The 22,197-nt window shown below is 50.4% G+C and carries 21 protein-coding genes; 3 read left to right on the forward strand and 18 right to left on the reverse strand.

The annotated features are described in order from the left end of the window. Positions 1 to 2: 2 nt before the first annotated feature. On the reverse strand, positions 3 to 1,682 hold the full coding sequence (locus JFC11_RS13575; protein WP_038483956.1) for a glutamine--tRNA ligase/YqeY domain fusion protein: 1,680 nt from the start codon (positions 1,680 to 1,682) through the stop codon (positions 3 to 5). Positions 1,683 to 1,838: 156 nt separating this feature from the next. On the opposite strand from JFC11_RS13575, the gene JFC11_RS13580 reads away from it, so the two are divergent. Together JFC11_RS13580 and JFC11_RS13585 are read left to right on the forward strand one after the other, a co-directional pair. After that, entirely contained in the window at positions 1,839 to 2,339 is a 501-nt protein-coding gene (locus tag JFC11_RS13580) for a peptidylprolyl isomerase (protein WP_038483952.1), read from the forward strand. A gap of 13 nt (positions 2,340 to 2,352) precedes the next feature. Then, positions 2,353 to 3,123 (forward strand): UDP-2,3-diacylglucosamine diphosphatase, encoded by a 771-nt coding sequence (locus JFC11_RS13585; RefSeq protein WP_038483949.1) that lies wholly within the window; start codon positions 2,353 to 2,355, stop codon positions 3,121 to 3,123. 90 nt (positions 3,124 to 3,213) lie between these two features. Here JFC11_RS13585 and JFC11_RS13590 read toward each other — a convergent pair whose 3' ends face one another. The 8 genes from JFC11_RS13590 to JFC11_RS13625 all read right to left on the reverse strand — a co-directional run bounded on the left by JFC11_RS13590 (position 3,214) and on the right by JFC11_RS13625 (position 12,707). Continuing rightward, positions 3,214 to 5,031, reverse strand: coding sequence for a SurA N-terminal domain-containing protein (locus JFC11_RS13590; protein WP_038483946.1), 1,818 nt, complete (start codon positions 5,029 to 5,031; stop codon positions 3,214 to 3,216). Positions 5,032 to 5,142: 111 nt separating this feature from the next. Further along, a complete protein-coding gene (locus tag JFC11_RS13595; protein ID WP_009724302.1) occupies positions 5,143 to 5,415 on the reverse strand; it encodes an HU family DNA-binding protein in 273 nt (90 codons plus the stop codon). A 194-nt stretch (positions 5,416 to 5,609) separates the two neighbouring features. After that, entirely contained in the window at positions 5,610 to 8,039 is a 2,430-nt protein-coding gene (gene lon / locus JFC11_RS13600; protein ID WP_038483943.1) for an endopeptidase La, read from the reverse strand. A gap of 199 nt (positions 8,040 to 8,238) precedes the next feature. Continuing rightward, the gene (gene clpX, locus JFC11_RS13605) at positions 8,239 to 9,519 is read right to left on the reverse strand and encodes an ATP-dependent Clp protease ATP-binding subunit ClpX (protein WP_038483940.1); all 1,281 of its coding nucleotides are present in this window, start codon (positions 9,517 to 9,519) and stop codon (positions 8,239 to 8,241) included. Between the two features lie 74 nt (positions 9,520 to 9,593). After that, on the reverse strand, positions 9,594 to 10,211 hold the full coding sequence (gene clpP / locus JFC11_RS13610) for an ATP-dependent Clp endopeptidase proteolytic subunit ClpP (RefSeq protein WP_030073154.1): 618 nt from the start codon (positions 10,209 to 10,211) through the stop codon (positions 9,594 to 9,596). A gap of 62 nt (positions 10,212 to 10,273) precedes the next feature. After that, complete coding sequence (tig, locus tag JFC11_RS13615) at positions 10,274 to 11,626, reverse strand: trigger factor (RefSeq protein WP_198349767.1); 1,353 nt, start codon at positions 11,624 to 11,626, stop codon at positions 10,274 to 10,276. A 248-nt stretch (positions 11,627 to 11,874) separates the two neighbouring features. Continuing rightward, positions 11,875 to 12,243, reverse strand: a complete 369-nt coding sequence (locus tag JFC11_RS13620) for a hypothetical protein (protein ID WP_198349768.1) — start codon at positions 12,241 to 12,243, stop codon at positions 11,875 to 11,877. A 2-nt stretch (positions 12,244 to 12,245) separates the two neighbouring features. Then, a complete protein-coding gene (locus tag JFC11_RS13625; RefSeq protein ID WP_038483928.1) occupies positions 12,246 to 12,707 on the reverse strand; it encodes a flavodoxin domain-containing protein in 462 nt (153 codons plus the stop codon). 142 nt (positions 12,708 to 12,849) lie between these two features. On the opposite strand from JFC11_RS13625, the gene JFC11_RS13630 reads away from it, so the two are divergent. Then, a complete protein-coding gene (locus JFC11_RS13630; RefSeq protein WP_038483925.1) occupies positions 12,850 to 13,056 on the forward strand; it encodes a DUF2788 domain-containing protein in 207 nt (68 codons plus the stop codon). Positions 13,057 to 13,185: 129 nt separating this feature from the next. Here JFC11_RS13630 and JFC11_RS13635 read toward each other — a convergent pair whose 3' ends face one another. The 9 genes from JFC11_RS13635 to JFC11_RS13675 all read right to left on the reverse strand — a co-directional run bounded on the left by JFC11_RS13635 (position 13,186) and on the right by JFC11_RS13675 (position 22,191). Continuing rightward, positions 13,186 to 13,482 (reverse strand): integration host factor subunit alpha, encoded by a 297-nt coding sequence (locus JFC11_RS13635; protein ID WP_009724294.1) that lies wholly within the window; start codon positions 13,480 to 13,482, stop codon positions 13,186 to 13,188. Positions 13,483 to 13,601: 119 nt separating this feature from the next. Continuing rightward, positions 13,602 to 15,983, reverse strand: coding sequence for a phenylalanine--tRNA ligase subunit beta (pheT, locus tag JFC11_RS13640; protein ID WP_120386999.1), 2,382 nt, complete (start codon positions 15,981 to 15,983; stop codon positions 13,602 to 13,604). Positions 15,984 to 16,009: 26 nt separating this feature from the next. Then, the gene (gene pheS, locus JFC11_RS13645; protein WP_038483919.1) at positions 16,010 to 17,029 is read right to left on the reverse strand and encodes a phenylalanine--tRNA ligase subunit alpha; all 1,020 of its coding nucleotides are present in this window, start codon (positions 17,027 to 17,029) and stop codon (positions 16,010 to 16,012) included. Positions 17,030 to 17,186: 157 nt separating this feature from the next. Beyond that, positions 17,187 to 17,540: a 50S ribosomal protein L20 gene (gene rplT / locus JFC11_RS13650; RefSeq protein WP_009097607.1), complete on the reverse strand. Its 354-nt coding sequence runs from the start codon at positions 17,538 to 17,540 to the stop codon at positions 17,187 to 17,189. Positions 17,541 to 17,597: 57 nt separating this feature from the next. Then, positions 17,598 to 17,792: a 50S ribosomal protein L35 gene (rpmI, locus tag JFC11_RS13655; protein WP_009724291.1), complete on the reverse strand. Its 195-nt coding sequence runs from the start codon at positions 17,790 to 17,792 to the stop codon at positions 17,598 to 17,600. 81 nt (positions 17,793 to 17,873) lie between these two features. After that, positions 17,874 to 18,413, reverse strand: coding sequence for a translation initiation factor IF-3 (gene infC, locus JFC11_RS13660; RefSeq protein WP_083003855.1), 540 nt, complete (start codon positions 18,411 to 18,413; stop codon positions 17,874 to 17,876). 12 nt (positions 18,414 to 18,425) lie between these two features. After that, on the reverse strand, positions 18,426 to 20,348 hold the full coding sequence (gene thrS, locus JFC11_RS13665) for a threonine--tRNA ligase (RefSeq protein ID WP_038483914.1): 1,923 nt from the start codon (positions 20,346 to 20,348) through the stop codon (positions 18,426 to 18,428). Between the two features lie 214 nt (positions 20,349 to 20,562). After that, positions 20,563 to 21,432, reverse strand: a complete 870-nt coding sequence (locus tag JFC11_RS13670) for an OmpA family protein (protein ID WP_038483911.1) — start codon at positions 21,430 to 21,432, stop codon at positions 20,563 to 20,565. 291 nt (positions 21,433 to 21,723) lie between these two features. After that, the gene (locus tag JFC11_RS13675; protein ID WP_038483908.1) at positions 21,724 to 22,191 is read right to left on the reverse strand and encodes a DUF2489 domain-containing protein; all 468 of its coding nucleotides are present in this window, start codon (positions 22,189 to 22,191) and stop codon (positions 21,724 to 21,726) included. Positions 22,192 to 22,197: the final 6 nt, after the last annotated feature.

Here is a 22,197-nt window from a genome sequence, read left to right on the forward strand (position 1 = left end):
CCTTAGCCCTTCTGTTTGATTTTCGCCCAGCTATCTTTCAACCCAACGGTACGATTAAACACCAACTGCCCTGGCTTGGAAGCATGACGGTCAGCGCAGAAATAGCCCACCCGCTCAAACTGGAAACGATCTTCTGGAACAGCATCCGCCAAACTGGGCTCGCCAATGGCGTGGCACACCGCCAAGGAGTCGGGGTTCAGGTGTTCGAGGAAGTCGACATCTTTGTCACGATCCGGCTGTTCAACCGTGAACAAATTGTCATACAAGCGCACTTCCATCGGTACACCATGAGCGGCACTCACCCAGTGAATCACGCCTTTCACCTTGCGGCCTTCAGGATTTTTTCCTAGCGTATCGAAATCCACCGAACAGTGCAGTTCCGTCACGTCACCGGCTTCGTTCTTAACAACGTCATCACAACGAATCACGTAGCTGTTACGCAGGCGGACTTCTTTGCCAGGCGCTAAACGGAAAAACTTTTTGGGCGCGTCTTCCATGAAGTCGTCTTGGTCAATATACAGCTCGCGACTAAACGGCACCTTACGCACCGCCATATCTTCTCGCGCGGGGTGCCCAGGCACGTCATACACTTCTTCATGGTCTTCAGGAACGTTGGTCAGTACCACCTTAAGGGGTTTCAATACGCACATTGCCCGCGGCGCATTGTCCTCAAGATCAGAGCGAATCGCATGCGTTAGCATGGCAATATCCACCAAACCGCCATCGGCGCGCGTAACACCAATCATCTCACAGAACTTGCGAATGGATGCCGGCGTATAACCGCGACGACGCATACCTGAAATAGTTGGCATACGCGGGTCGTCCCAGCCATCAACAATCTGCTCGTCAACCAGCAGTTTCAGCTTGCGCTTCGAAGTGAGGGTGTAATCCAAATTAAGTCGAGCAAACTCGATTTGGCGCGGCTTGGCGGGAACCGGCAAGTTATTCAAAAACCACTCGTAAAGCGGGCGATGGTCTTCAAACTCTAGCGTACAGATTGAATGGGTAATGCCTTCGATGGCGTCAGACTGACCATGGGTAAAATCGTACGACGGGTAGATTTTCCACTTGTCACCTGTTTGATGGTGGCTGGCATGGCGAATACGGTAAAGGATCGGGTCGCGAAGATTGATATTGGGCGACGCCATATCAATTTTTGCACGCAGTACTTTTTCGCCTTCGCCAAACTCGCCGTTACGCATGCGTTCCAGCAAATCTAGGCTTTCGTCAACGCTGCGCTCGCGGTAAGGACTTGGCTTACCCGGTGCCGTGAGTGTGCCACGGTATTCGCGAATTTCATCTGGCGAAAGATCATCAACGTAAGCTTTGCCCTCGCGAATAAGATGTTGCGCCCACGCATAAAGCTGGTCGAAATAATCAGAAGCAAAGCGAACTGGGCCTGCCCAGTTAAAGCCTAACCAGCTGACGTCCTCTTTGATAGCGTCGATATACGCCTGTTCTTCCTTCGCGGGGTTGGTGTCGTCAAAGCGCAGATGACACTCACCACCTAGCTGCTCTGCCAACCCGAAGTTTAAACAGATCGACTTTGCATGACCGATATGTAAAAAGCCATTAGGTTCGGGAGGAAAGCGCGTCACGATTTTGGTGACCTGGCCGCCCTCTATTTCGTCGCGTACTTGGTTGCGAATGAAGTTCGGCGCTGGGGTGGTCTCGTTGGTCATGGTGGTGTTGATAACCTCATGGTGGATGGCGGGCTAGGCAACCAATGCCTAAGCTATTAGGGTTTGCGCTTCGCGGTGCCAAGCAAAACCGCTATTATAACGTGACGCCGATGCACAGCGCCAAGGCGAACGCCTTTATTGAACAGGAATTTATCTATGATCGTATTACAGACCAACCACGGTGACATCACTATTGCGCTTAATCATGAAAAAGCGCCAAAAACTGCCGCTAATTTTGAGCAATATGTCCGCGATGGTTTTTATGATGGCACTTTGTTTCACCGTGTTATCGATGGCTTTATGGTTCAGGGCGGTGGCTTCGATCAAGATTTTAACCAAAAGCCAACGCGTGATCCGATCGAGAACGAAGCCGACAATGGTTTACAAAACACGGTTGGCACACTGGCAATGGCACGCACTCAAGACCCTCACTCTGCCACAGCGCAGTTCTTTATCAACGTTGGTAACAATAGTTTCTTGAATCATAGTGGTAAAAGTCTTCAAGGCTGGGGCTACGCAGTGTTTGGCGAGGTTGTCGACGGCATGGACGTGGTAGACGCCATCCGCGGTGTAAGCACCACACGTCGTGGTATGCATGCTGACGTGCCCGCAGACGATGTCATCATTGAGCGCGCCTATGTAAAAGAAGCCGACTAATTACGGGAGTTCTATGCGCACTCTGCTGATAGCTGATATGCATCTAAGCAGTGATACCCCTGAGATTAATCAGGGGTTTTATCATTACTTAGAGCACACCGCTACTGGGGCTGACGCCCTGTATATTCTAGGCGACCTGTTTGACGCCTGGATCGGAGATGATCTCCTTGACACACCACATCCTCTTAGCGACATTGCCTGGGAAGTGATCAGACGGTTACGCAAATTAAGCAGCAACGGAACTGCGATTTATTTCCTGCACGGCAATCGCGACTTTCTGATTGGCGAGCGCTTTATCAGTGAGTGCCAAGCCTCTCTGCTACCCGAAAGCCAAACGGTGGAACTCCAAGGAGTGCCTGTCGTTATTCTACATGGCGACAGTCTTTGCACTAAAGATGATGCTTACATGGCGTTCCGCCAACAGTCCAGAGATCCTCAGTGGCAAACGCAAATCCTATCCTTACCCCTTGATCAGCGACTGGAGCTTGCCAAGAGTCTGCGTATGCAGTCGGGCGATGCCAACGCGAGTAAAGCGGAAGCGATCATGGACGTGACACACGAAGAAGTGGTGGCGCTGATGGCGCACTCTGGTGTCACCACCATGATTCATGGTCACACCCACCGGCCAAAGGTACATGACCTGACAGTTGAGGACGTACCTGCAAAACGTTTTGTTCTTGGTGACTGGGATGTTCACCATGGCTGGGACATTGTCGTTGAACGCACGGCAGAGCATGACGCCATGCCTATTCTGCGTCAATTCACCTTAGCCAACCCACCCTAATACTTAACGTTGCACATCAGCAAAAAACCATCAAAAAAGCCGGCCAAATCAATTTTTGGCCGGCTTTTTGGGTTAATAAAAACGCGTTAATTAACGCTCAATCTTCGCGTCACTACGCAGATCGTCTACCAAGCCCTGAATGATAGACTGGGCGCGGAGTTGTTCAGCCATTTGAGCTACAAAAGAAGTAAGCTGCTCGTCAACTTCGCCTACGGATACGCTATCCAACGCTATGATGGCAACGCCTTCCGGAAGTGACACAGAACGGTAAACGCTATCACCCTCCTGCGGACGCGGCATACGAAACACCTGTTGCACTACCGCCTGGGGAAGCACAGTGTCAGACTGGCGCGAGATATTGCTAGCCTCAAGCCAATCAATGTTGCTGGCCTCGCCCGCTTCCACCGCCTCGATCATACGAGCCGCTTCTTGCTCAAGTGCTTCTTGGCGTTGTTGAGCAACAACAGCGTTAGCGACTTCGTCACGCACATCGTCTAGCGTGAGTTGAGTCGTTTCGCGATGCTCCGCAACACGCAGCACAAGGCGACGATCATCATCCAGCTCGATCACTTCGCTGTTATAGCCTTCTTCTAGCACATCAGCACTAAAGGCCTCATCTAGCACCCCCGGCTCTGAAAGCACGCCCTCACCTTCACCGCGTGCTAACCAGTCAGTCTGGTTTAGCGTTAGACCGAGGTCATCCGCTACGCTTTGCAGATCATCGGCAGCAAAACTCTCATCAATTAAGCGCTGAACTTGCTGATTGAACTCATCATTGACTTCACGCAGAGCAACATCTTGCTGAAGTGCCTCACGCTGCTCTTCAAAGGCGGGTGCTACCAGCTCGGTTACCTGAAGGATATGAAATGCACCATCCATTTCCACCAGTTGAGATGTTTCACCTTCATCGAGAGCAAAAGCAGCTTCATCAAAGGCATCACCAAAGAAACCACGACTAATAACCCCTAAGTCGCCGCCTTCCTCAGCACTCGCCGTATCATCTGAATAACGCAGTGCCGTATCGGTGAAAGTTTCACCGCTGTTCAAGGCTTCTAAAGCCTCATTAGCGTGTGCTTGCGCTTCTTGGCGACTGCGCTCTTCGCCAAACGTCACCATAATATGAGAGACACGTCGATCGGCATTGCGATTCTGCTCACGCCACGCAGCGCGCAAGCTCTGCTCGTTAACCTCAACGTTTTCCGCCATCGCTTGACGGTCAACTAACACATACTCAACGCGCACCTGCTCAGGACGCTCGAAACGTGCCTGGTTTGCATCGAAATATTCCTGCATTTGCGCTTCAGTAACATTCGCCTCTACGCTTACATCATCGGCATCTAATAAAACATAGCGAAAACTGCGCTGCTGGCGCTGCAATTCAGCTAAGCGTTCCTGCTCGCTTTCCAAGCTAAAGTCGCTAAACGCAAGGCCTTGCTGCAAGTGCTGGCGCTTGATATCGGCACGCAGCTCTTCACGAAACGCCACTGGGGTATATCCTGCACCAGCAAGACGGTTGCGGAATATTTCAGCCGAGAACCGACCATCTTGATCATGAAACTCTGGCAGACCAACAATCATTTGGTCTAGTTGGGCATCGGAGACGAACACACCACCGTCTTCAGCATATTGTGTTAGCAGTTGCTGAGTTATCAACTGGTCAAGGACATCATTACGAAGCGCCCGCTCTTGCTCTGGTGGCACCTGTCCAGAGCGAAGCGCACGTTGTACCTCAAGCTCAACCTGCTGACGCATGATTGGTTCGCCGTTAACGCTCGCCACTTCATTAGGGTCATCGCCAAAGACACTAAACAGCGACTCCACGCCAAAAAGCGCCATGGCAGCCACCATGACACCGATAATTATTTTGGCACCCCAGCTTCTGGAGCCATCTCGAATACTTTGCAGCATGCTAGCCTCAGATCATCACAGCTATCTATCGCCCTAACTATCGGGCCAGAAAAAAACATGGGCGCATCGCGAATGCGATGCGCCCATTAGCTTACAGCAAACGCGAGCCAATTAGTTGACGGCGTCTTTCAGCGCTTTACCGGCTTTGAAGCTGGGGACTTTTGCAGCGCTAATTTCAATCGGCTGGCCGGTCTGCGGGTTACGACCAGTACGAGCAGCACGCTCTTTAATTGCGAAAGTACCAAAACCTACCAGTGAAACACTTTCGCCTTTTTTGAGGCTATCGGTGACAGACTCCACCATGGCATCCAATGCGCGGGTTGCCGCTGCTTTAGGAATATCAGCAGACGCGGCAATAGCTTCAATCAGCTCGGACTTATTCACACTTCACCCCTTAACTGTTTCAAAAAAATGGCTCTGAACGGCACTGCCACCGTTAGATACAACTTCAAAGCGTAGCTGTGTTTTATAGCAATGCCTTGAAACTCCTGTCAAGCGACAGTGCCGAGAAATGCCCGCAACTCAAGGTCTTGGGCAAAACTATTAAGTAATGTTAAAACTCAATGGAGTATTAACGCTTAATGGGTACTCGTTACGACGGTTGAATTAAAAGCCGGATCAGAACCTTTCAACGAGACGCTCTCGTCAATTGGATCGTTATGTAGCGCTACGGCCAGTACTTCATCTATCCACTGTACGGGACGGATATCAAGTGCCCCTTTAATATTTTCTGGCACTTCCTTGAGGTCTCGACGATTTTCCTCAGGAATTAAGACCGTCTTTATACCACCGCGACGGGCTGCCAGCAATTTCTCCTTTAACCCCCCAATGGGCATCACTTCGCCACGTAGGTTCACTTCTCCTGTCATGGCCACATCACAACGCACAGGGCGTTGAGTATAGGCAGAGACAATCGCGGTTACCATGGCAATGCCTGCACTTGGGCCATCTTTAGGCGTAGCACCTTCCGGAACGTGAATGTGCAAGTCTTCATTCTCAAACCGTTGCGGATCAATACCATACTCTTTTGCACGCGCCTTAACGACCGTTTGCGCCGCACTCACCGACTCTTTCATAACATCGCCCAGCGAGCCGGTTTTGTTGATACGTCCTTTGCCGGGCGTAACAACAGATTCGATATTCAGCAATTCGCCGCCAACCGATGTCCACGCTAGCCCTGTCACACGACCAACTTGATCTTCCTGCTCAGCCAACCCGTAGCTATAACGGCGCACGCCGGCATAGGCTTCAATATCTTCAGCTGCCAGTACTTGTTGAGCCTGCAGATGGCTACCCTGCTTACCACTCGCTGCCTGCTCGGCTTCTAAACGCTCGCGCAACACCTTACGGCAGACTTTGGCGATCTGACGCTCCAGCTCTCGCACCCCAGCTTCACGGGTGTAATAACGCACTAGTTCTAGCAGAGCATCATCATTGAGCGCCAGCTCTTCTGTTTTGAGGCCATTCGCTTCTTGCTGCTTCGGCAACAAATAACGCCTAGCGATCGCTAACTTTTCATCTTCGGTGTAACCCGGCAAACGAATGATTTCCATACGATCCAACAGCGGACCAGGAATATTCATTGAGTTAGCAGTACAGATAAATAGCGTTTCTGATAGATCGTAGTCCAACTCAAGGTAGTGATCACTAAAACTATTGTTTTGCTCAGGATCAAGCACCTCTAGCAGCGCCGACGCAGGGTCACCGCGGTGATCCATACCGAGTTTATCGACTTCATCCAATAAAAACAGTGGGTTCTTAACGCCAGCACGACTCATCCGCTGCATTAACTTACCTGGCAACGAACCAATGTAAGTGCGGCGATGACCGCGAATTTCAGACTCATCACGTACGCCGCCTAACGCCAGACGAACATATTTACGATTCGTGGCCCGCGCGATAGATTGACCAAGAGAGGTTTTACCCACACCAGGGGGACCCACCAAGCATAATACAGGCCCTTTCATCTTGCGCACGCGCTTTTGTACCGCAAGATATTCAAGGATACGAGCCTTGACTTCTTCTAAGCCGTAATGGTCCTGATCCAGCACTTCCTGCGCTTTCACTAAGTCGTGCTTGACGCGGGTACGCTTCTTCCAGGGGACAGCTATTAGCCAGTCTAGGTAAGAGCGAACCACCGTAGCTTCGGCCGAGTTAGCAGCCATCATTTTTAGCTTACTAAGCTCTTGAGTAGCCTTTTCTGCCGCTTCTTTGGGCATTCCAGATGAAGCGATGGCTTGCTCGTATTTTTCGGCCTCATTTGGCACATTATCCAGCTCACCCATCTCTTTCTGGATGGCCTTCATCTGCTCATTGAGGTAATACTCGCGCTGGGTCTTTTCCATCTGCTCTTTCACACGCGAGCGGATGCGCTTTTCAACCTGCAGCAAATCAATTTCGGACTCAATCAGCGCCATTAAGTGCTCAATGCGATCACGCACGCGATCCATTTCGAGCAGCTCTTGCTTGTCGCCTATTTTTAATGACAAGTGCGCACAGATGGTATCGACCAAGCGGCTCGGATCCTCAATTCCAGAAAGCGAATTGAGCACCTCGTTAGGCACTTTTTTGGACAGCTTGACGTATTGCTCAAATTGGTTGAGCAGCACACGTACCAGTGCTTCTTGCTCACGACTGGTTAGCGGCTCGCTCTCACGAGGCACCAAGTAAGCTTGGGTGTAGCCCGTTTCGTGCTCTTCAATATCAATAACATCAGCGCGAAAATTACCTTCAATCAGCACTTTTACAGTGCCATCAGGCAATTTTAGCAGTTGCATGATATCGGCCACGGTGCCCATGGCATAAAGATCAGCGTTATCGGGCTCATCCTGGGAGGCCTCACGCTGAGCCACCAGCAGCACACGCTTGTCGGCCTCCATCGCCGCTTCCAACGCTTGGATGGACTTCTCACGACCAACAAAAAGTGGAATAACCATTTGCGGGTACACAACCACATCCCGCAAAGGCAACAGGGGTAAACATTGTGTCTGATCGGCGTTCTGCTGCATCGCAGACGTTCCTCAAAATCGGATGAGTACTTGAAAGGGTACTTAGCCAAGTACCTCACAGTATGAAAAGCATGGCGCTAGGGCGCTGAGCAGCTAGGCAAACATTTCATGAATAACTTATGAATAACAAGGGGCCGCCTAGGCGACCCCTTGGTTTGGCGCAAGCGGTAAAAGCTAGGCCGTGGAATGCACGTCGGGACTAACCGTCGGTGCCATCAACACGAGCATCTTCCTGCTGCGAATAGATCAGTAGTGGCTCACTTTCGCCTGCAATCACTGAACTATCAATCACCACTTTGCTAACACCTTCAAGCGAAGGAATCTCGTACATGGTGTCTAGCAGCACAGACTCAAGGATAGATCGCAAACCCCGCGCGCCAGTTTTACGCTCCATTGCCTTGGTTGCGACAGCACGCAGCGCTTCGTCTCTAAACTCGAGCGTCACATCTTCCATTTCAAAGAGCTTGGCATACTGCTTAACCAGCGAGTTTTTCGGCTCAGTTAAGATCTGTACCAACGCATCTTCATTTAGCTCAGTGAGCGTCGCAATCACGGGCAGACGTCCAACAAACTCAGGAATTAAACCAAATTTCACTAAATCATCTGGTTCTACGTCGGCCAGTAACTCACCCACACCACGCGAAGACTCTTTGCTCTTCACGCTAGCATTGAAACCAATGCCACCTTTCTCAGCACGGTCACGGATAACTTTATCAAGACCCGCAAAAGCGCCACCCACAATAAACAGCATGTTGGCCGTATTGACCTGAACAAACTCTTGCTGGGGATGTTTACGACCACCCTGCGGCGGCACGGATGCTGTTGTGCCTTCAATCAACTTGAGTAGTGCCTGCTGGACACCCTCGCCCGACACATCACGTGTGATGGAAGGGTTATCAGACTTGCGCGAAATCTTATCGATTTCATCGATATAAACAATGCCTCGCTCAGCCTTTTCGACGTCGTAATCACACTTCTGCAGAAGCTTTTGGATGATGTTTTCAACATCTTCACCCACATAACCCGCTTCTGTCAGTGTAGTGGCATCGGCAATGGTAAAAGGTACATTCAATAACCGCGCCATGGTTTCCGCCAACAGTGTTTTACCACTACCGGTAGGACCAATAAGCAGAATATTTGATTTACCTAGCTCTACATCGCCTTCGCGCACTTCCGTCTTAAGACGCTTGTAGTGGTTATAAACCGCTACAGATAGCACCATTTTGGCGCGATCTTGTCCGATGACATAGTCGTCTAACGTATGACGTATTTCGCGAGGCGTAGGTAAACGCTCTTCATCGCTCTCGGCATCGGCTTCGAGAACTTCTTCGCGAATGATGTCATTACACAAGTCGACACACTCATCGCAGATATATACGGACGGGCCTGCAATTAGCTTACGTACTTCGTTTTGATTCTTACCACAAAACGAGCAGTATAAAAGCTTGCCACCTTCGTCCTTGCCTTTGCCGTCGGCCATTCGCGTACCTCTATCACTGCGGCGGCTTACGCCGCCGGAAAAGCTCGTTAGAAAAGCAGAATCCTACCACGCTATCAGGATGTAGGCCGCTTATCCAGCACTGCGTCAATCAAGCCATATTCTTGGGCTTTAGTGGCGCTCATAAAGTTGTCACGGTCAGTATCCCGAGCAACAGTATCAAGATCTTGGCCAGTATGATGGGCTAAAATCTGGTTCAGTTTTTCACGAATACCTAAAATCTCACGGGTGTGGATCTCGATATCAGACGCTTGGCCTTGATAGCCACCCAGCGGCTGGTGAATCATCACACGGGAATTAGGCAAACAATAACGTTTACCTGCTGCGCCTGCTGTCAGCAACAGTGCACCCATGCTAGCCGCTTGCCCAATACATACGGTCGACACATCAGGCTTAATAAACTGCATGGTGTCGTAGATAGACATACCTGCCGTAACAGACCCACCAGGCGAATTAATGTAAAGGTGAATATCTTTATCAGGGTTCTCTGACTCAAGAAACAGCAGCTGCGCCACCACTAAGTTCGCCATGTAATCTTCAACTGGTCCAACTAGGAAAATAACACGCTCTTTTAGCAGGCGAGAGTAGATGTCATAGGCTCTTTCCCCTTTGGCGCTCTGCTCAACCACCATGGGCACTAAACCGCCGGCGTTTTGAATATCAAACTCACTCATTCGTGATTCCTTGCGTCCGGTAAGGGAAAGCGCACCCACATAGGGTGCGCCACGCGATGAAGTTAAGCGCTAGCTTGTTCGCTTTCTTCAACACCTTCATCTTGCTCGGCCTGTTGCTGAGCCGCTGCCAATGCCTGCTGGTATGACATTTCAACGTCTTTAACGTTCGTCTGCTCCAGCAGCTTATCAACAGCCTTCTCTTCCAGGATGGCAGACTTCACTTGGGTTTTGAGCTGCTCATTACCCATGTAGTATTCAACCACTTCGGAAGGATCCTGATACTGCTCTGCCAGCTCTTCAACCTTAGCTTTAATTGCATCATCATCAGCGTCTAACTCATTCGCCTTGATAACCTCGGCCAGCAGCAACCCTACCTGGACGCGGCCTTTAGCTTGCGCTTCGAAGAGTTCATTCGGCAGTTGGCTGACATCAAAGTCCTCCCCCAGACCGAACTGCTGTGCTGCCTGACGCTTCATGCCATCAGTTTCTTGCTGAACAAGCGCACTTGGCACAGGAATATCGTTCGCTTTTTTCAGCGCATCCAACACCTGCTGCTTAACACGGTTATCCACCGCTTGGGCCGCTTCGCGGGTCATGTTCTTTTTGATTTCAGCGCGGAATTTCTCTTCATCGCCATCTTCAACACCAAAGCGCGCAATAAACTCAGCGTCTACGGCCGGCAGCGTTTGGCTACTGACTTTATGAACGGTGACTTTAAAGGTGGCTTCCTGGCCTGCAAGATGCTCTGCTTGGTAATCTTCAGGGAAGGTAACAGTGATGGTTTTCTCATCACCCGCCTTCGCACCGATCAACTGCTCTTCAAAGCCTGGGATGAAGCTGTTGGAGCCAATAACTAAAGCATGGCCCTCGGCACTTCCACCTTCAAACGGCTCATCACCCAGGAAGCCCTGGAAGTCGATAGTAACTTGATCGCCATCAGCAGCAGCGGCGTCTACTTCTTCCCATGCAGCATTTTGCTTACGCAGCGTATCGATCATTTCGTCGACATCAGCATCGCTAACCGTCACTACCGGACGCTCAACTTCAGTGCCTTCGATAGACGCAAGCTCAACCTGCGGGTAGATTTCCATAACTGCCACAAACTCTAGGTCTTTGCCAGCTTGGTTTACTTTTGGCTCAATCTGGGGAAAACCGGCAGGATTAAGGCCTTCTTCCGTGATGGCACGCACATAGCGCTCGCGCATCACTTCACCTACCACCTCATTGCGCACGCTGTCGCCATAGCGCTGACGAACTACAGCCATCGGCACTCGGCCTTGGCGAAAACCATTCAGGCGAACGTTTTTCGCGGTGTCTACTAAGCGAGCGCTGACGGCCTCGTCGATTTCGGCGGCCGGCACCTGAATAGTGATACGGCGTTCGATCTGGGAGGTCGTCTCGACGGAAACTTGCATGAATTGTCCTCTAGCGGCTGGGCGTTATGTTGATTGCGTAAAATAAGTACAAGGGGGCAATTTTAAGAACCCTAGCGCATCGTGGCAAGCGCCATGCTCGCAAGATGGGGGCATAACCCGCAAATACAAGGGTAATCACTAGCAAAACGACCATTTTAGGTCGTTTTTTGACCACAATGCAGTCAAAATTATTTTTAAACGTTAGACGAAGCCTTGTAGCCTGACTATCACAGCTAAAATAGTGGTCTTTAATCGCGTTTTGCCCACCACAAAGAAACAGCATGAAATAGCAAACCACAGGTTGCTGCGTGGGAAATAAACACTTGCCAGCTAATCCAGTCAGTGAATAGACCATGCCATGCGCCCATTACCAAGGCACCCACTAGCAGCATCAATAGCAAGCGCTGACATAATTTTGGCAGCGCTTTTCGTGCGTCAACCGACAGCATTTTCCACTGAACAGCGGCAGCACCCACCACAATGGCTAGCGCAATAAGTAACAATGTTTGGCGTGTTTCATGCCCTTCTACCATGTAACGAGGTATCGCAGCCAACATCACAATACAAAGTCCGAGAGCAACGCTGATACGTTCCGGAGAAAAAGGGACTCGCTGCATGGTTAAGCAACCTTCAGTTGCTGAGACTCAATCCACTCTTCTACCCACGGAATAGCGGCGTCATCTGCCATAAAAGTTTCCATAGCATCCACTTCCAGCCGCTCACCTAAACGCGTTGCACCATAATCCGCTAATAACGCATCGAGCGCCCTTCCCGCTCCACAGAACGTGTCTCCGTATGAGCTATCGCCCAACGCTATCAACCCATAGCGCAACGATGTAAGCGAGGGACTTTTTTCCTGCAGCCCGCGCACAAAAGAAACAAAATTCCCTGGGTAATCTCCACTGCCCGTAGTTGATACACAAAACAGCGTAAGATCTTGGCTATTGGTCAAATCGTCAATCGTCGGCTGCTCAGAAATATCAACCTTGTAGCCAGCCTGCTCAAATAACGGCTTTACTTGCTCTGCGACATCTAACGCGCCACCGTACATTGTACCGACTAGAATCGTTAGCGTTGGCATGGCCTACTCCTCTGCAATAGTGTCGCACTGTGCTTTGTTCAGTCGACAAATACCCGATGAATTTGGTCAAATATTAACACGACTCGCAAAAACGACACACGCCTTCTCATGAGGCACTATCAATCATTTAGTAGGAAATCTTATGCAGCAGCTCTTTGAGGCATGGATAACACCGATCATGGTCGGTGGCTTAATCGTGTTTATGTGCTTTATTATTTGGGACTTAGCTAAGAAATCCAACGCAGGCAAGTTTGGCACGATCATGCTTTTTGTCGTTCTGGGTGCTGGCATGCTGGGTTATGTCATTAAGGTAGTGATCACTTGGCTCATTGAAGGACGTGGACTTTAGTCCAAAACTTAAAAAGGAGCACCCGAAGGTACTCCTTTTCATTTGCTACCACTCTGCGCATCAGCTCAGCACAACTGTTCGACACACTCACCCACCAACCAGTGCATTGAAGCTTCCCCCACACGTAAGTTAGCTGCTTGTGTAGCGCTCTACCTGCTGCTTTAGCTTTTGACCGGGACGAAAAGTAACAACGCGCCGTGCAGAAATGGGAATTTCTTCACCCGTCTTGGGGTTACGCCCCGGTCTTTCGCGCTTATCACGCAAATCGAAATTGCCGAAACCCGATAGCTTAACCTGCTCATTTTCGCGCAAGCAGGCACGGATCTCTTCAAAAAAAGCCTCAACCATGGCTTTTGCTTCTCGCTTCGACAGCGCGAGCTCAGTGTGTAAATGTTCTGCTAGCTCTGCTTTGGTCAACGCACCCATAAGGCCCCCTCCATGTAGCAAACGCATTGCCAAGAACGTGATAAGCGTCGTGTCATGGCATTATTTAATTATTCACGTAACTATCCACCAAACCTAGTCGCAAATCCTGTCCACAAATCCTATCCACGTAGCTCAGCATCTAATTCTGTTCGCACTTGCGATACGATAGAATCTACCAACAGGTTGATTTCATCGTCATTTAGCGTGCGTGATCCGTGCTGCCACGTCAAGCCCAATGCAATACTCTTACAACCATCAGCTACGCCCTTACCAGCATAGACATCAAATAGCTTAATGTCTTTTAAGTAATCGCCAGCTTGTGCTTTTGCACAATCAAGTAGTGCCTGAACCGGTATCTCCGCCTTAACAGTGAAAGCCAAGTCACGGCGAACTTCTGGATAACGTGACAGCGGCTCAAAGGCCGGGATGAGACCTTCGCTCAGCGCATCTAAGCGAACCTCAAACATGACGGCATCTACTTTCAGCCCTAGCTTGGCTCGCACTTGAGGGTGCAAGGTGCCAATCCAACCGGCTGGCTTACCATTATGCAACAGCCTTGCAGTTTGCCCAGGGTGTAACGAAGGATGCTCTCCCGGCTCAAAACGCCAAGCATCCAGCGCGCCACCAAGCGCCAACAGGCTTTCTAAATCGCCTTTTAGATCGTAAAAATCGACTTGGGCTTTAGCCCCGCACCAACCTTCAGCTTCACGACCTCCGCATACCAGCGCTCCCATCATCGGGACTTGCGAGAGGTTGTCCAAATGGCCATTAAATACCAAGCCGGTTTCAAACAGTCTGACACGAGTTTGCTGACGATTCAGATTATGCTCAAGCGCACGCACTAAGCCGGGGAACAGGCTAGCCCGCATCACCGACAGATCTGACGAAATCGGATTCGCCAACACTGGTGAAATAGCGTCCGGCAACATCACCGCCTGGAGATCAGGCGCAACAAAGCTGTAAGTTATCGCTTCCTGAAAACCGCGAGCTACCATTTGGTTACGCAGCTGGGCTTGGGTTAGCACCGCCTCGTTAGCCGGACGCAGTGCCAAACGCGCCGCAGGGCGCCGAACAGGTAGGTTGTTGTAACCATGAACCCTAGCAATCTCTTCAATGAGATCTTCTTCGATCGCCACGTCGAAACGCCAACTTGGCGCTGTGACTAACCAGCCATCTGCCTGCTTATCAACCGCAAGCCCTAAACGTTGCAGAATGTCAGTTACATCTTCAACGGGCAGCCGCTTCGAAAGCGCGCTCTCTAAACGCGCCTCGCGCAATACAATGTTACGCGGTGCTGGCAGGTGTTCGCCACTGGACGACTCAGTAACAGGGCCAGCCTGACCACCACATATCTCCATTAGAAGCTGAGTGGCACGCTCAATCGCCACACTGGCAAGCGCCGGATCAACGCCACGCTCAAATCGATGTGATGCATCCGTATGGAGACCGTAAGAACGCGCCTGCCCTGCAATAGCCAACGGCGTAAAATAGGCAGCTTCCAAGAAAATCGTATCGGTTTTCTCACTTACCCCTGAGTTCTCGCCCCCCATAACACCCGCCATTGCTAGAGGCCCTTCATCATCAGCAATAACCAGTGTTTCAGGTCTTAGCGCTACTTCCTGACCGTCCAACAAGGTCAGACGCTCTTCTTTACGCGCTAAGCGAACGGTAATACCGCCGTGAAGATTGTCGCGATCAAACGCATGCAACGGCTGGCCTAGCTCTAGCATCACGTAGTTAGTCACATCAACGGCAGGGTCAATGGAACGAACACCGCTACGCCGGAGACGCTCCACCATCCACAGCGGGGTTTCGACGCTAATATCGACACCCTTAATAATGCGCCCCAGGTAGCGCGGGCACTGCTCCGGCGCTTCAATACGCACTGAAAAAGTATCGTCAATGCTAGCTTCAATAACCGCAATCTCAGGCCCACTCACCGGAAGACGATTGAGCACGCCCACTTCTCGAGCCAGCCCCTTGATACTTAGGCAATCACCACGATTCGGCGTGAGATCAACTTCAATGGTCATGTCATCGAGCTGCATATACTCTCGAAAACTTAGACCTACCGGCGCAGAGGCGGGCAGCACAAAAATACCAGGAGACGTCTCTTCCTCAAGGCCTAGCTCTGAGGCAGAGCAAATCATTCCGCGTGACTCAACACCACGCAATTTGGCTTTTTTGATTTTAAAGTCGCCCGGTAGAATGCCACCCACCTGAGCAAACGGAATTTTTTGACCAACATCGACATTGGCAGCACCACAAACAACCTGCACAGGCTCACCGGTACCATCATTAACAGTACATACGTTGAGCTTATCAGCATCTGGATGCTTCTCTTTAGTCAGCACCTCTGCAACCACTACGCCACTAAACGCGGACGCAACAGCCTCAATAGCATCGACCTCAAGACCTGCCATGGTAATTTGATCGGCAATTGCCTGTGTATCAAGCTGCGGAGCCACCCAGTCACGCAGCCACTGTTCTGAAAATTTCATATTGATTCCCGTCGTTGGCAGCGGTCTTAGGTAAATTGGCGAAGAAAACGCAGATCGTTCTCAAAGAACAAACGCAGGTCATTGACACCGTAGCGCAGCATCGCAAGCCGCTCGGCGCCCATACCAAACGCAAACCCTGTGTAACGCTCAGCATCAATACCCGAATGCCGGAACACCTCAGGATGCACCATCCCACAGCCCATAACCTCCAACCAGCCGCTATGCGAGCAGACCCGACAACCATCACCGCTACACATCACACACTGAATATCGACCTCTGCGGAGGGCTCAGTGAATGGAAAGTAAGAGGGACGGAAGCGCACTGAAAGATCATCGCGTTCAAAAAACGCCTGGAGGAAATCTTCAATAGTCCCCTTAAGATCTGCAAAGCTCACACCTTCGTCAACCAACAGGCCTTCCACTTGGTGGAACATTGGGGTGTGGGTGAGATCTGAATCACTACGGTAGACACGACCGGGGCAAACAATACGGATCGGCGGCTCACTACTTTTCATGGTACGCACTTGAACTGGCGATGTGTGAGTACGTAACAAGCGTGTAGCATCGAAATAGAAGGTGTCAGCCATACCACGCGCTGGGTGATGAGCGGGTATATTTAGCGCCTCGAAATTATGGTAGTCATCTTCAATTTCTGGCCCTACAGCCACATCGTAACCAATCCTGGTAAACAAGCCTTCAATACGCTCAAGCGTGCGGGTGACTGGATGTAGGCCGCCATTCTCCTGACCACGGCCAGGCAGTGTCACGTCAATTTTTTCAGCTGCCAAGCGAGCGTTAAGCGCTTCACTTTCGAGTTGCTGACGCTTTGTATCAATTTCAGCTGCCAGGGTTTGTTTCGCCTGATTAATTTGCTCACCGGCGGCAGGACGCTCTTCTGCTGATAGCTTTCCTAAGCCTTTCAACAAGGCCGTCACTTCGCCCTTTTTACCCAAGTAACGTACGCGCAACTCATCTAGAGCAGGGACACTTTGCGCCGCATGAATAGCATCGCGAGCCTCTGACACCAGAGTAGGAAGATGGTCCATCCGATTCACTCCGAATTAAGCGATTTCCATCTCGAAAGATGGCTGGCATGTTGAAGGTGACAAAAAAACAGGGGAAGAGCGGCTGCTCTTCCCCTGCATGGGTCACACTGAAATGACCTCTGACACGTCACACTGATTTAACTCAGTGCAATGTGCCTTATTGGGCAGCCTTGGCTTTTTCCACGATAGCCGCAAATGCAGCTTTCTCGTGTACTGCCAGGTCGGCCAATACTTTGCGATCAATTTCAATACCGGCTTTCTTCAGACCGCCAACAAAGCGGCTGTAAGACATGCCATTGATGCGCGCACCAGCGTTAATACGCTGAATCCACAGAGCGCGGAATTGACGCTTGCGGTTGCGGCGGTCACGGTAAGCATACTGACCGGCTTTGATAACAGCCTGCTTGGCTACGCGGAAAACACGCGAACGGGCTCCGTAGTAACCTTTAGCCTGCTTCAATACTTTTTTATGGCGACGACGGGCAACTACGCCACGCTTAACACGAGTCATAACACACTCCTGACTTTATGACTGAGGCTAAATGCACTCAGATAAGAAAATTCGACCTTACAGATTCGGCAGCATGCGCTGAATCAGCGCTTTGTCAGAAGCATGGATCTGCTTCATACCACGTAGCTGACGCTTACGCTTGGTCGACTTCTTGGTCAAGATGTGGCTACGGAAAGACTGCTTGTGCTTGAAGCCATTGGCGGTCTTTTTAAAGCGCTTAGCAGCGCCGCTGTTGCTTTTGATTTTCGGCATGAGAAAACTCCGCTCGATATTTTTTAGAAAACCCAGGGCCGATCAGCGCTTTCACGCTGACCCGTTAGCTTCGCCGTTGGATCACTTCTTCTTCGGGGCAATAATCATGATCATCTGGCGTCCTTCCATTTTCGGGAAAGACTCTACCGCTCCGATCTCTTCCAGGTCTGCCGCGATCCGTTCCATTAGCTTACGACCAATGTCCTGGTGCGCCATTTCACGACCACGGAAGCGCAATGTGACTTTGCCCTTATCACCACCTTCTAGAAAGCGCGTCAGGTTTTTAAGCTTGACCTGATAATCGCCTTCGTCAGTGCCAGGACGGAATTTGACTTCCTTGACCTGAATTTGCTTCTGCTTTTTCTTTTGAGCCGCTTTCTGCTTCTTCGTCTCAAAAACAAATTTGCCATAATCCATAATCTTACAAACGATTGGATCGGCATTCGAAATTTGCACGAGGTCTAAACCGGCAGCTTCTGCACGCTCAAGCGCTTCGGTGGTGGGCACAACGCCCAACTGTTCACCTTCAGCATCGATCAAACGTACTTCTTCTTCGGTAATTCTCTCGTTCATTGGTGGGCGTTTGTCTTGTGGACGCCCGCGCTGATTGCTTCGCTTGATTGCTCCGTCTCCTTAGGCAATTGACGATGTCGCCAGGGCTGCTCGCTCTGCACTGCAACGTTCGATGAATTCATCGACTGTCATTGTGCCGAGGTTTTCGCCGCTGCGAGTTCGCACGGCCACTGAGTCAGCTTCGACTTCCTTATCTCCCACCACAAGGAGATAGGGAACTTTCTGTAACGTATGCTCACGGATTTTAAAGCCGATCTTCTCGTTCCTCAAGTCCGCTTTAACTCGTAAGCCATTTTTTTGCAGCCGTTGCTCCAACTCAAGCGCATAATCACGCTGCGCATCAGTAATGGTCATCAACACAGCTTGCTGAGGTGCCAACCATAGCGGCATCGCACCAGCATAGTGCTCAATTAAGATTCCCAAGAACCGCTCAAAAGAACCTAAGATAGCACGATGAAGCATCACTGGGGTCTTTCGTGTCCCATCTTCATCAACGTATTGCGCGCCTAAGCGCCCTGGCAAATTAAAATCTAACTGTAGAGTACCACATTGCCAAACACGATTCAGGCAATCACGCAGAGCGAATTCAATTTTCGGGCCATAAAAAGCCCCCTCTCCTGGCTGAAGCTCCCAATCAAGCCCTGTCGCATTGAGCGCAGCTTCAAGCCCCTGCTCTGCTCGATCCCACATCTCTGCTTCACCAAGAAAGTCCTCAGGTCGAGTTGACAGCTTGAGTTCAACATCCTCGAAACCAAGCGTTTTATAAACTTGCAGGGTAAGCGCAATGAATGCTTCTGCTTCTGCCTGAATTTGACCTTCGGTACAAAAAATATGCGCATCATCTTGAGTAAAGCCACGAACGCGCATCAGACCATGCAATGAGCCCGACGGTTCATTCCGGTGGCAGCTACCAAACTCTGCTAAACGTAACGGTAAATCGCGGTAGCTTTTCAGTCCCTGATTAAATACCTGTACATGACAGGGACAATTCATAGGCTTAACAGCATACTCACGTTTTTCTGACTCAGTGGTAAACATGAGCTCACTGTAGTGCCCCCAGTGGCCCGATTTCTTCCACAACGAAAGATCTACTACTTGCGGCGTTTTAATCTCTTGATAACCATGCGCTCGCTGAATTTTCCGCATGTAATCTTCCAATGCCTGGTACATCGTCCAGCCATTGGGGTGCCAAAAAACCATGCCTGGCGCTTCTTCTTGCAAATGGAAAAGATCCATCTTGCGTGCCAATTTGCGATGATCTCGCTTTTCGGCCTCTTCTAGGCGCTTCAAATAAGCTTTGAGCTGCTTCTTATCGCCCCATGCTGTACCGTAAATACGTGTCAGCATGGGGTTTGAGGCATCTCCACGCCAATATGCGCCAGCTAACTTTGTTAGCTTGAAAGCTTTCAGGTGACGCGTATTCGGCACGTGCGGCCCACGGCACATGTCGGTGTATTCTTCGTGATGATACAAACGTATTGTTGCACCCTCAGGTATATCGCGAACAATTTCCTGTTTGAACGTTTCGCCACGCTCAATAAACGTTTTCATCGCCTCGTCGCGATCAACGTACTCACGCACGACATCGTAATCACGCTCAATAAGTGCTTGCATGCGTTTTTCGATAGCTTCCAAGTCGTCAGGCGTTACCGACTTGCCGAAATCAATATCGTAATAAAAACCATCGTCAATTACTGGCCCAATGGCCATTTTGGCATCAGGATATAGCTGCTTAACCGCATGTCCAATCAAGTGGGCACAGGAATGGCGGATAATCTCAAGCCCTTCGGGGTCACGGGCGGTAATTATCGCCACTTCAGCATCTTGCTCGATCAAATCAGCAGCATCGACCAATACACCACCAATCTTGCCAGCCACACAGGCCTTGGCCAAACCAGGGCCAATGGATTCTGCAAGCTGCATGATAGAAAGTGGTGCTTCGAACGTTCTTTGGCTGCCATCCGGCAATGTTACTATGGGCATTAAGTATTCCTTGAGCGCAGTGGTGATCCATACCAAGGATCACATTTCGCTATCAATGATCGAGAGTATTAGGTGCTTTTTGAGGGTTGCCCAGCCTACCAGAATTTAGCAAGCCGTAAAATAAAACGGGAGGCATAAGCCTCCCGTTCCGTACTTAAAGGGCATTAATCACTGGCACAATGGCCCACCCCTTTAATGAAAAGCGATGCGTGACTTAGTTCCACTCATCCATTTCTACACGACGGTTTTGTGCACGACCCGCATCGGTATCATTGCTAGCAACCGGACGCTCTTCGCCGTAGCCAACAGCACGCATACGGTTGACACCTACGCCACGCTGGGCAAGGTAAGCAGCAACGGATTCCGCACGACGCTGCGACAGGTTTTTGTTGTACTGAGCAGAACCGCGAGAGTCAGTGTGGCCTTCAATACTCACACGCACATCAGGATTATTGACCAGGCGCTCTGCAACACCGTCCAGAACACTTCGTGCTTGGGCAGTTAACTGTGCAGAGTCAAACTCAAAGTTTACGTCCTGCAATACAACGCTGTCAGGGCAACCCAGTGAGTTAACTGCAACACCTGCAGGAGTATTGGGGCACTGATCGCGATAATCCGGCACGCCGTCGTTATCAGAATCGAGTGGGCAGCCATTTGCATTAACAGCTACACCAGCAGGAGTTCCCGGGCACTGGTCACGGTAATCTGGCACACCGTCACCATCGGAGTCCAGCGGGCAGCCTTCAGCATCAACTGCAACACCTGCGGGCACTTCCCCATAGCTTGGGCACTGCGGTGCTACTGGCTCAGGCGTACGGTCTGCACATAGCAGGCCACCGATCGCTGCACCAGCAGTTGCGCCAATAGCGGTATTTTCATCTTCGTCAGAATTGCCGCTAGTAGCGTAAGCAATACTGCCGCCGATAACACTGCCTGCCAATCCGCAAACGAAGGGATGTTGATACCAATCGCGGTCGCTACTTGCGCTGGTTTGACCAGATGATTGTGATGCTGAGCTGGCACAGCCTGATAAACCTACTACCAGTGCAGAACCGATTAGCAAGCCAGTCGTTGATTTTTTCATGCAAGACTCCTTCTTGATCCAATGCTGACATGGTCATAAGACCAAATCTATCCCAATGCTTCTAATTTGCGAGAGCATCCATTTTTCGCTGCTCAGCATCATGGCAATATTGTACTTTCACCATAAGGCTGAACGTTTGCCTATGATTAACGTTTAATCACCAGAAGGCAACAATGCCGAGATATCAACTTCTTGCCAATACCGACATTTTCAGCATAGCAAAATTGACGCAATAAGCGTCAAAAAACATAGGTTATCGTACTTATAGCCCCCTATGCTCGTTAAACAAGGTTAATGAAGGCCAGCAGATCCTTTAGACCTCCAGTCAATTACCTTTTTCGCTGCCTCAAGTACGGCAGGACGCATTTCATTCTCAACCGCAAGGCGCTCTTTATCTTCTTGCATTCGCTCTCGTGGCGTCAATTGCTTACGTGCAGAATGAGTTTTTAAATGCCGAGTACGATTGTATACCTCTGCAAACGCTTGAAAGTCTGGACGCTCTGTTAGGCTGGAATCAATAATCTCAAGCAAAACTTTGCATCGCCAAGACCCTTCTGTAATGTCAACTTGCTCTTGCACAAGCGCGCTAACGACAAAATCAAGATTTTCCAGGCTGTTTTGATGGGCACGACGCTCTTCATCCAGCCGAAATGCTTCTCGACGTTTAACCTCTTGGCGAAGTTTATAAGCATAAAAACCAAGCGCTGCAATGACAATAATTGCAACGATGAATAACAACAACGCTCCTGTGGAACTCATAACGCT

This window comes from Vreelandella alkaliphila (assembly GCF_016107625.1).
In the GTDB taxonomy this organism is placed as follows: Bacteria; Pseudomonadota; Gammaproteobacteria; order Pseudomonadales; family Halomonadaceae; genus Vreelandella; species Vreelandella alkaliphila.

What these genes read in the sequence shown, in the direction of transcription:
- JFC11_RS13575 (WP_038483956.1), bottom strand. Translation starts at nt 1,682, where the DNA reads ATGACCAACGAGACCACCCCAGCGCCGAACTTCATTCGCAACCAAGTA.
- JFC11_RS13580 (WP_038483952.1), top strand. Translation starts at nt 1,839, where the DNA reads ATGATCGTATTACAGACCAACCACGGTGACATCACTATTGCGCTTAAT.
- JFC11_RS13585 (WP_038483949.1), top strand. Translation starts at nt 2,353, where the DNA reads ATGCGCACTCTGCTGATAGCTGATATGCATCTAAGCAGTGATACCCCT.
- JFC11_RS13590 (WP_038483946.1), bottom strand. Translation starts at nt 5,031, where the DNA reads ATGCTGCAAAGTATTCGAGATGGCTCCAGAAGCTGGGGTGCCAAAATA.
- lon (WP_038483943.1), bottom strand. Translation starts at nt 8,039, where the DNA reads ATGCAGCAGAACGCCGATCAGACACAATGTTTACCCCTGTTGCCTTTG.
- clpX (WP_038483940.1), bottom strand. Translation starts at nt 9,519, where the DNA reads ATGGCCGACGGCAAAGGCAAGGACGAAGGTGGCAAGCTTTTATACTGC.
- clpP (WP_030073154.1), bottom strand. Translation starts at nt 10,211, where the DNA reads ATGAGTGAGTTTGATATTCAAAACGCCGGCGGTTTAGTGCCCATGGTG.
- tig (WP_198349767.1), bottom strand. Translation starts at nt 11,626, where the DNA reads ATGCAAGTTTCCGTCGAGACGACCTCCCAGATCGAACGCCGTATCACT.
- JFC11_RS13620 (WP_198349768.1), bottom strand. Translation starts at nt 12,243, where the DNA reads ATGCAGCGAGTCCCTTTTTCTCCGGAACGTATCAGCGTTGCTCTCGGA.
- JFC11_RS13625 (WP_038483928.1), bottom strand. Translation starts at nt 12,707, where the DNA reads ATGCCAACGCTAACGATTCTAGTCGGTACAATGTACGGTGGCGCGTTA.
- JFC11_RS13630 (WP_038483925.1), top strand. Translation starts at nt 12,850, where the DNA reads ATGCAGCAGCTCTTTGAGGCATGGATAACACCGATCATGGTCGGTGGC.
- JFC11_RS13635 (WP_009724294.1), bottom strand. Translation starts at nt 13,482, where the DNA reads ATGGGTGCGTTGACCAAAGCAGAGCTAGCAGAACATTTACACACTGAG.
- pheT (WP_120386999.1), bottom strand. Translation starts at nt 15,983, where the DNA reads ATGAAATTTTCAGAACAGTGGCTGCGTGACTGGGTGGCTCCGCAGCTT.
- pheS (WP_038483919.1), bottom strand. Translation starts at nt 17,029, where the DNA reads ATGGACCATCTTCCTACTCTGGTGTCAGAGGCTCGCGATGCTATTCAT.
- rplT (WP_009097607.1), bottom strand. Translation starts at nt 17,540, where the DNA reads ATGACTCGTGTTAAGCGTGGCGTAGTTGCCCGTCGTCGCCATAAAAAA.
- rpmI (WP_009724291.1), bottom strand. Translation starts at nt 17,792, where the DNA reads ATGCCGAAAATCAAAAGCAACAGCGGCGCTGCTAAGCGCTTTAAAAAG.
- thrS (WP_038483914.1), bottom strand. Translation starts at nt 20,348, where the DNA reads ATGCCCATAGTAACATTGCCGGATGGCAGCCAAAGAACGTTCGAAGCA.
- JFC11_RS13670 (WP_038483911.1), bottom strand. Translation starts at nt 21,432, where the DNA reads ATGAAAAAATCAACGACTGGCTTGCTAATCGGTTCTGCACTGGTAGTA.
- JFC11_RS13675 (WP_038483908.1), bottom strand. Translation starts at nt 22,191, where the DNA reads ATGAGTTCCACAGGAGCGTTGTTGTTATTCATCGTTGCAATTATTGTC.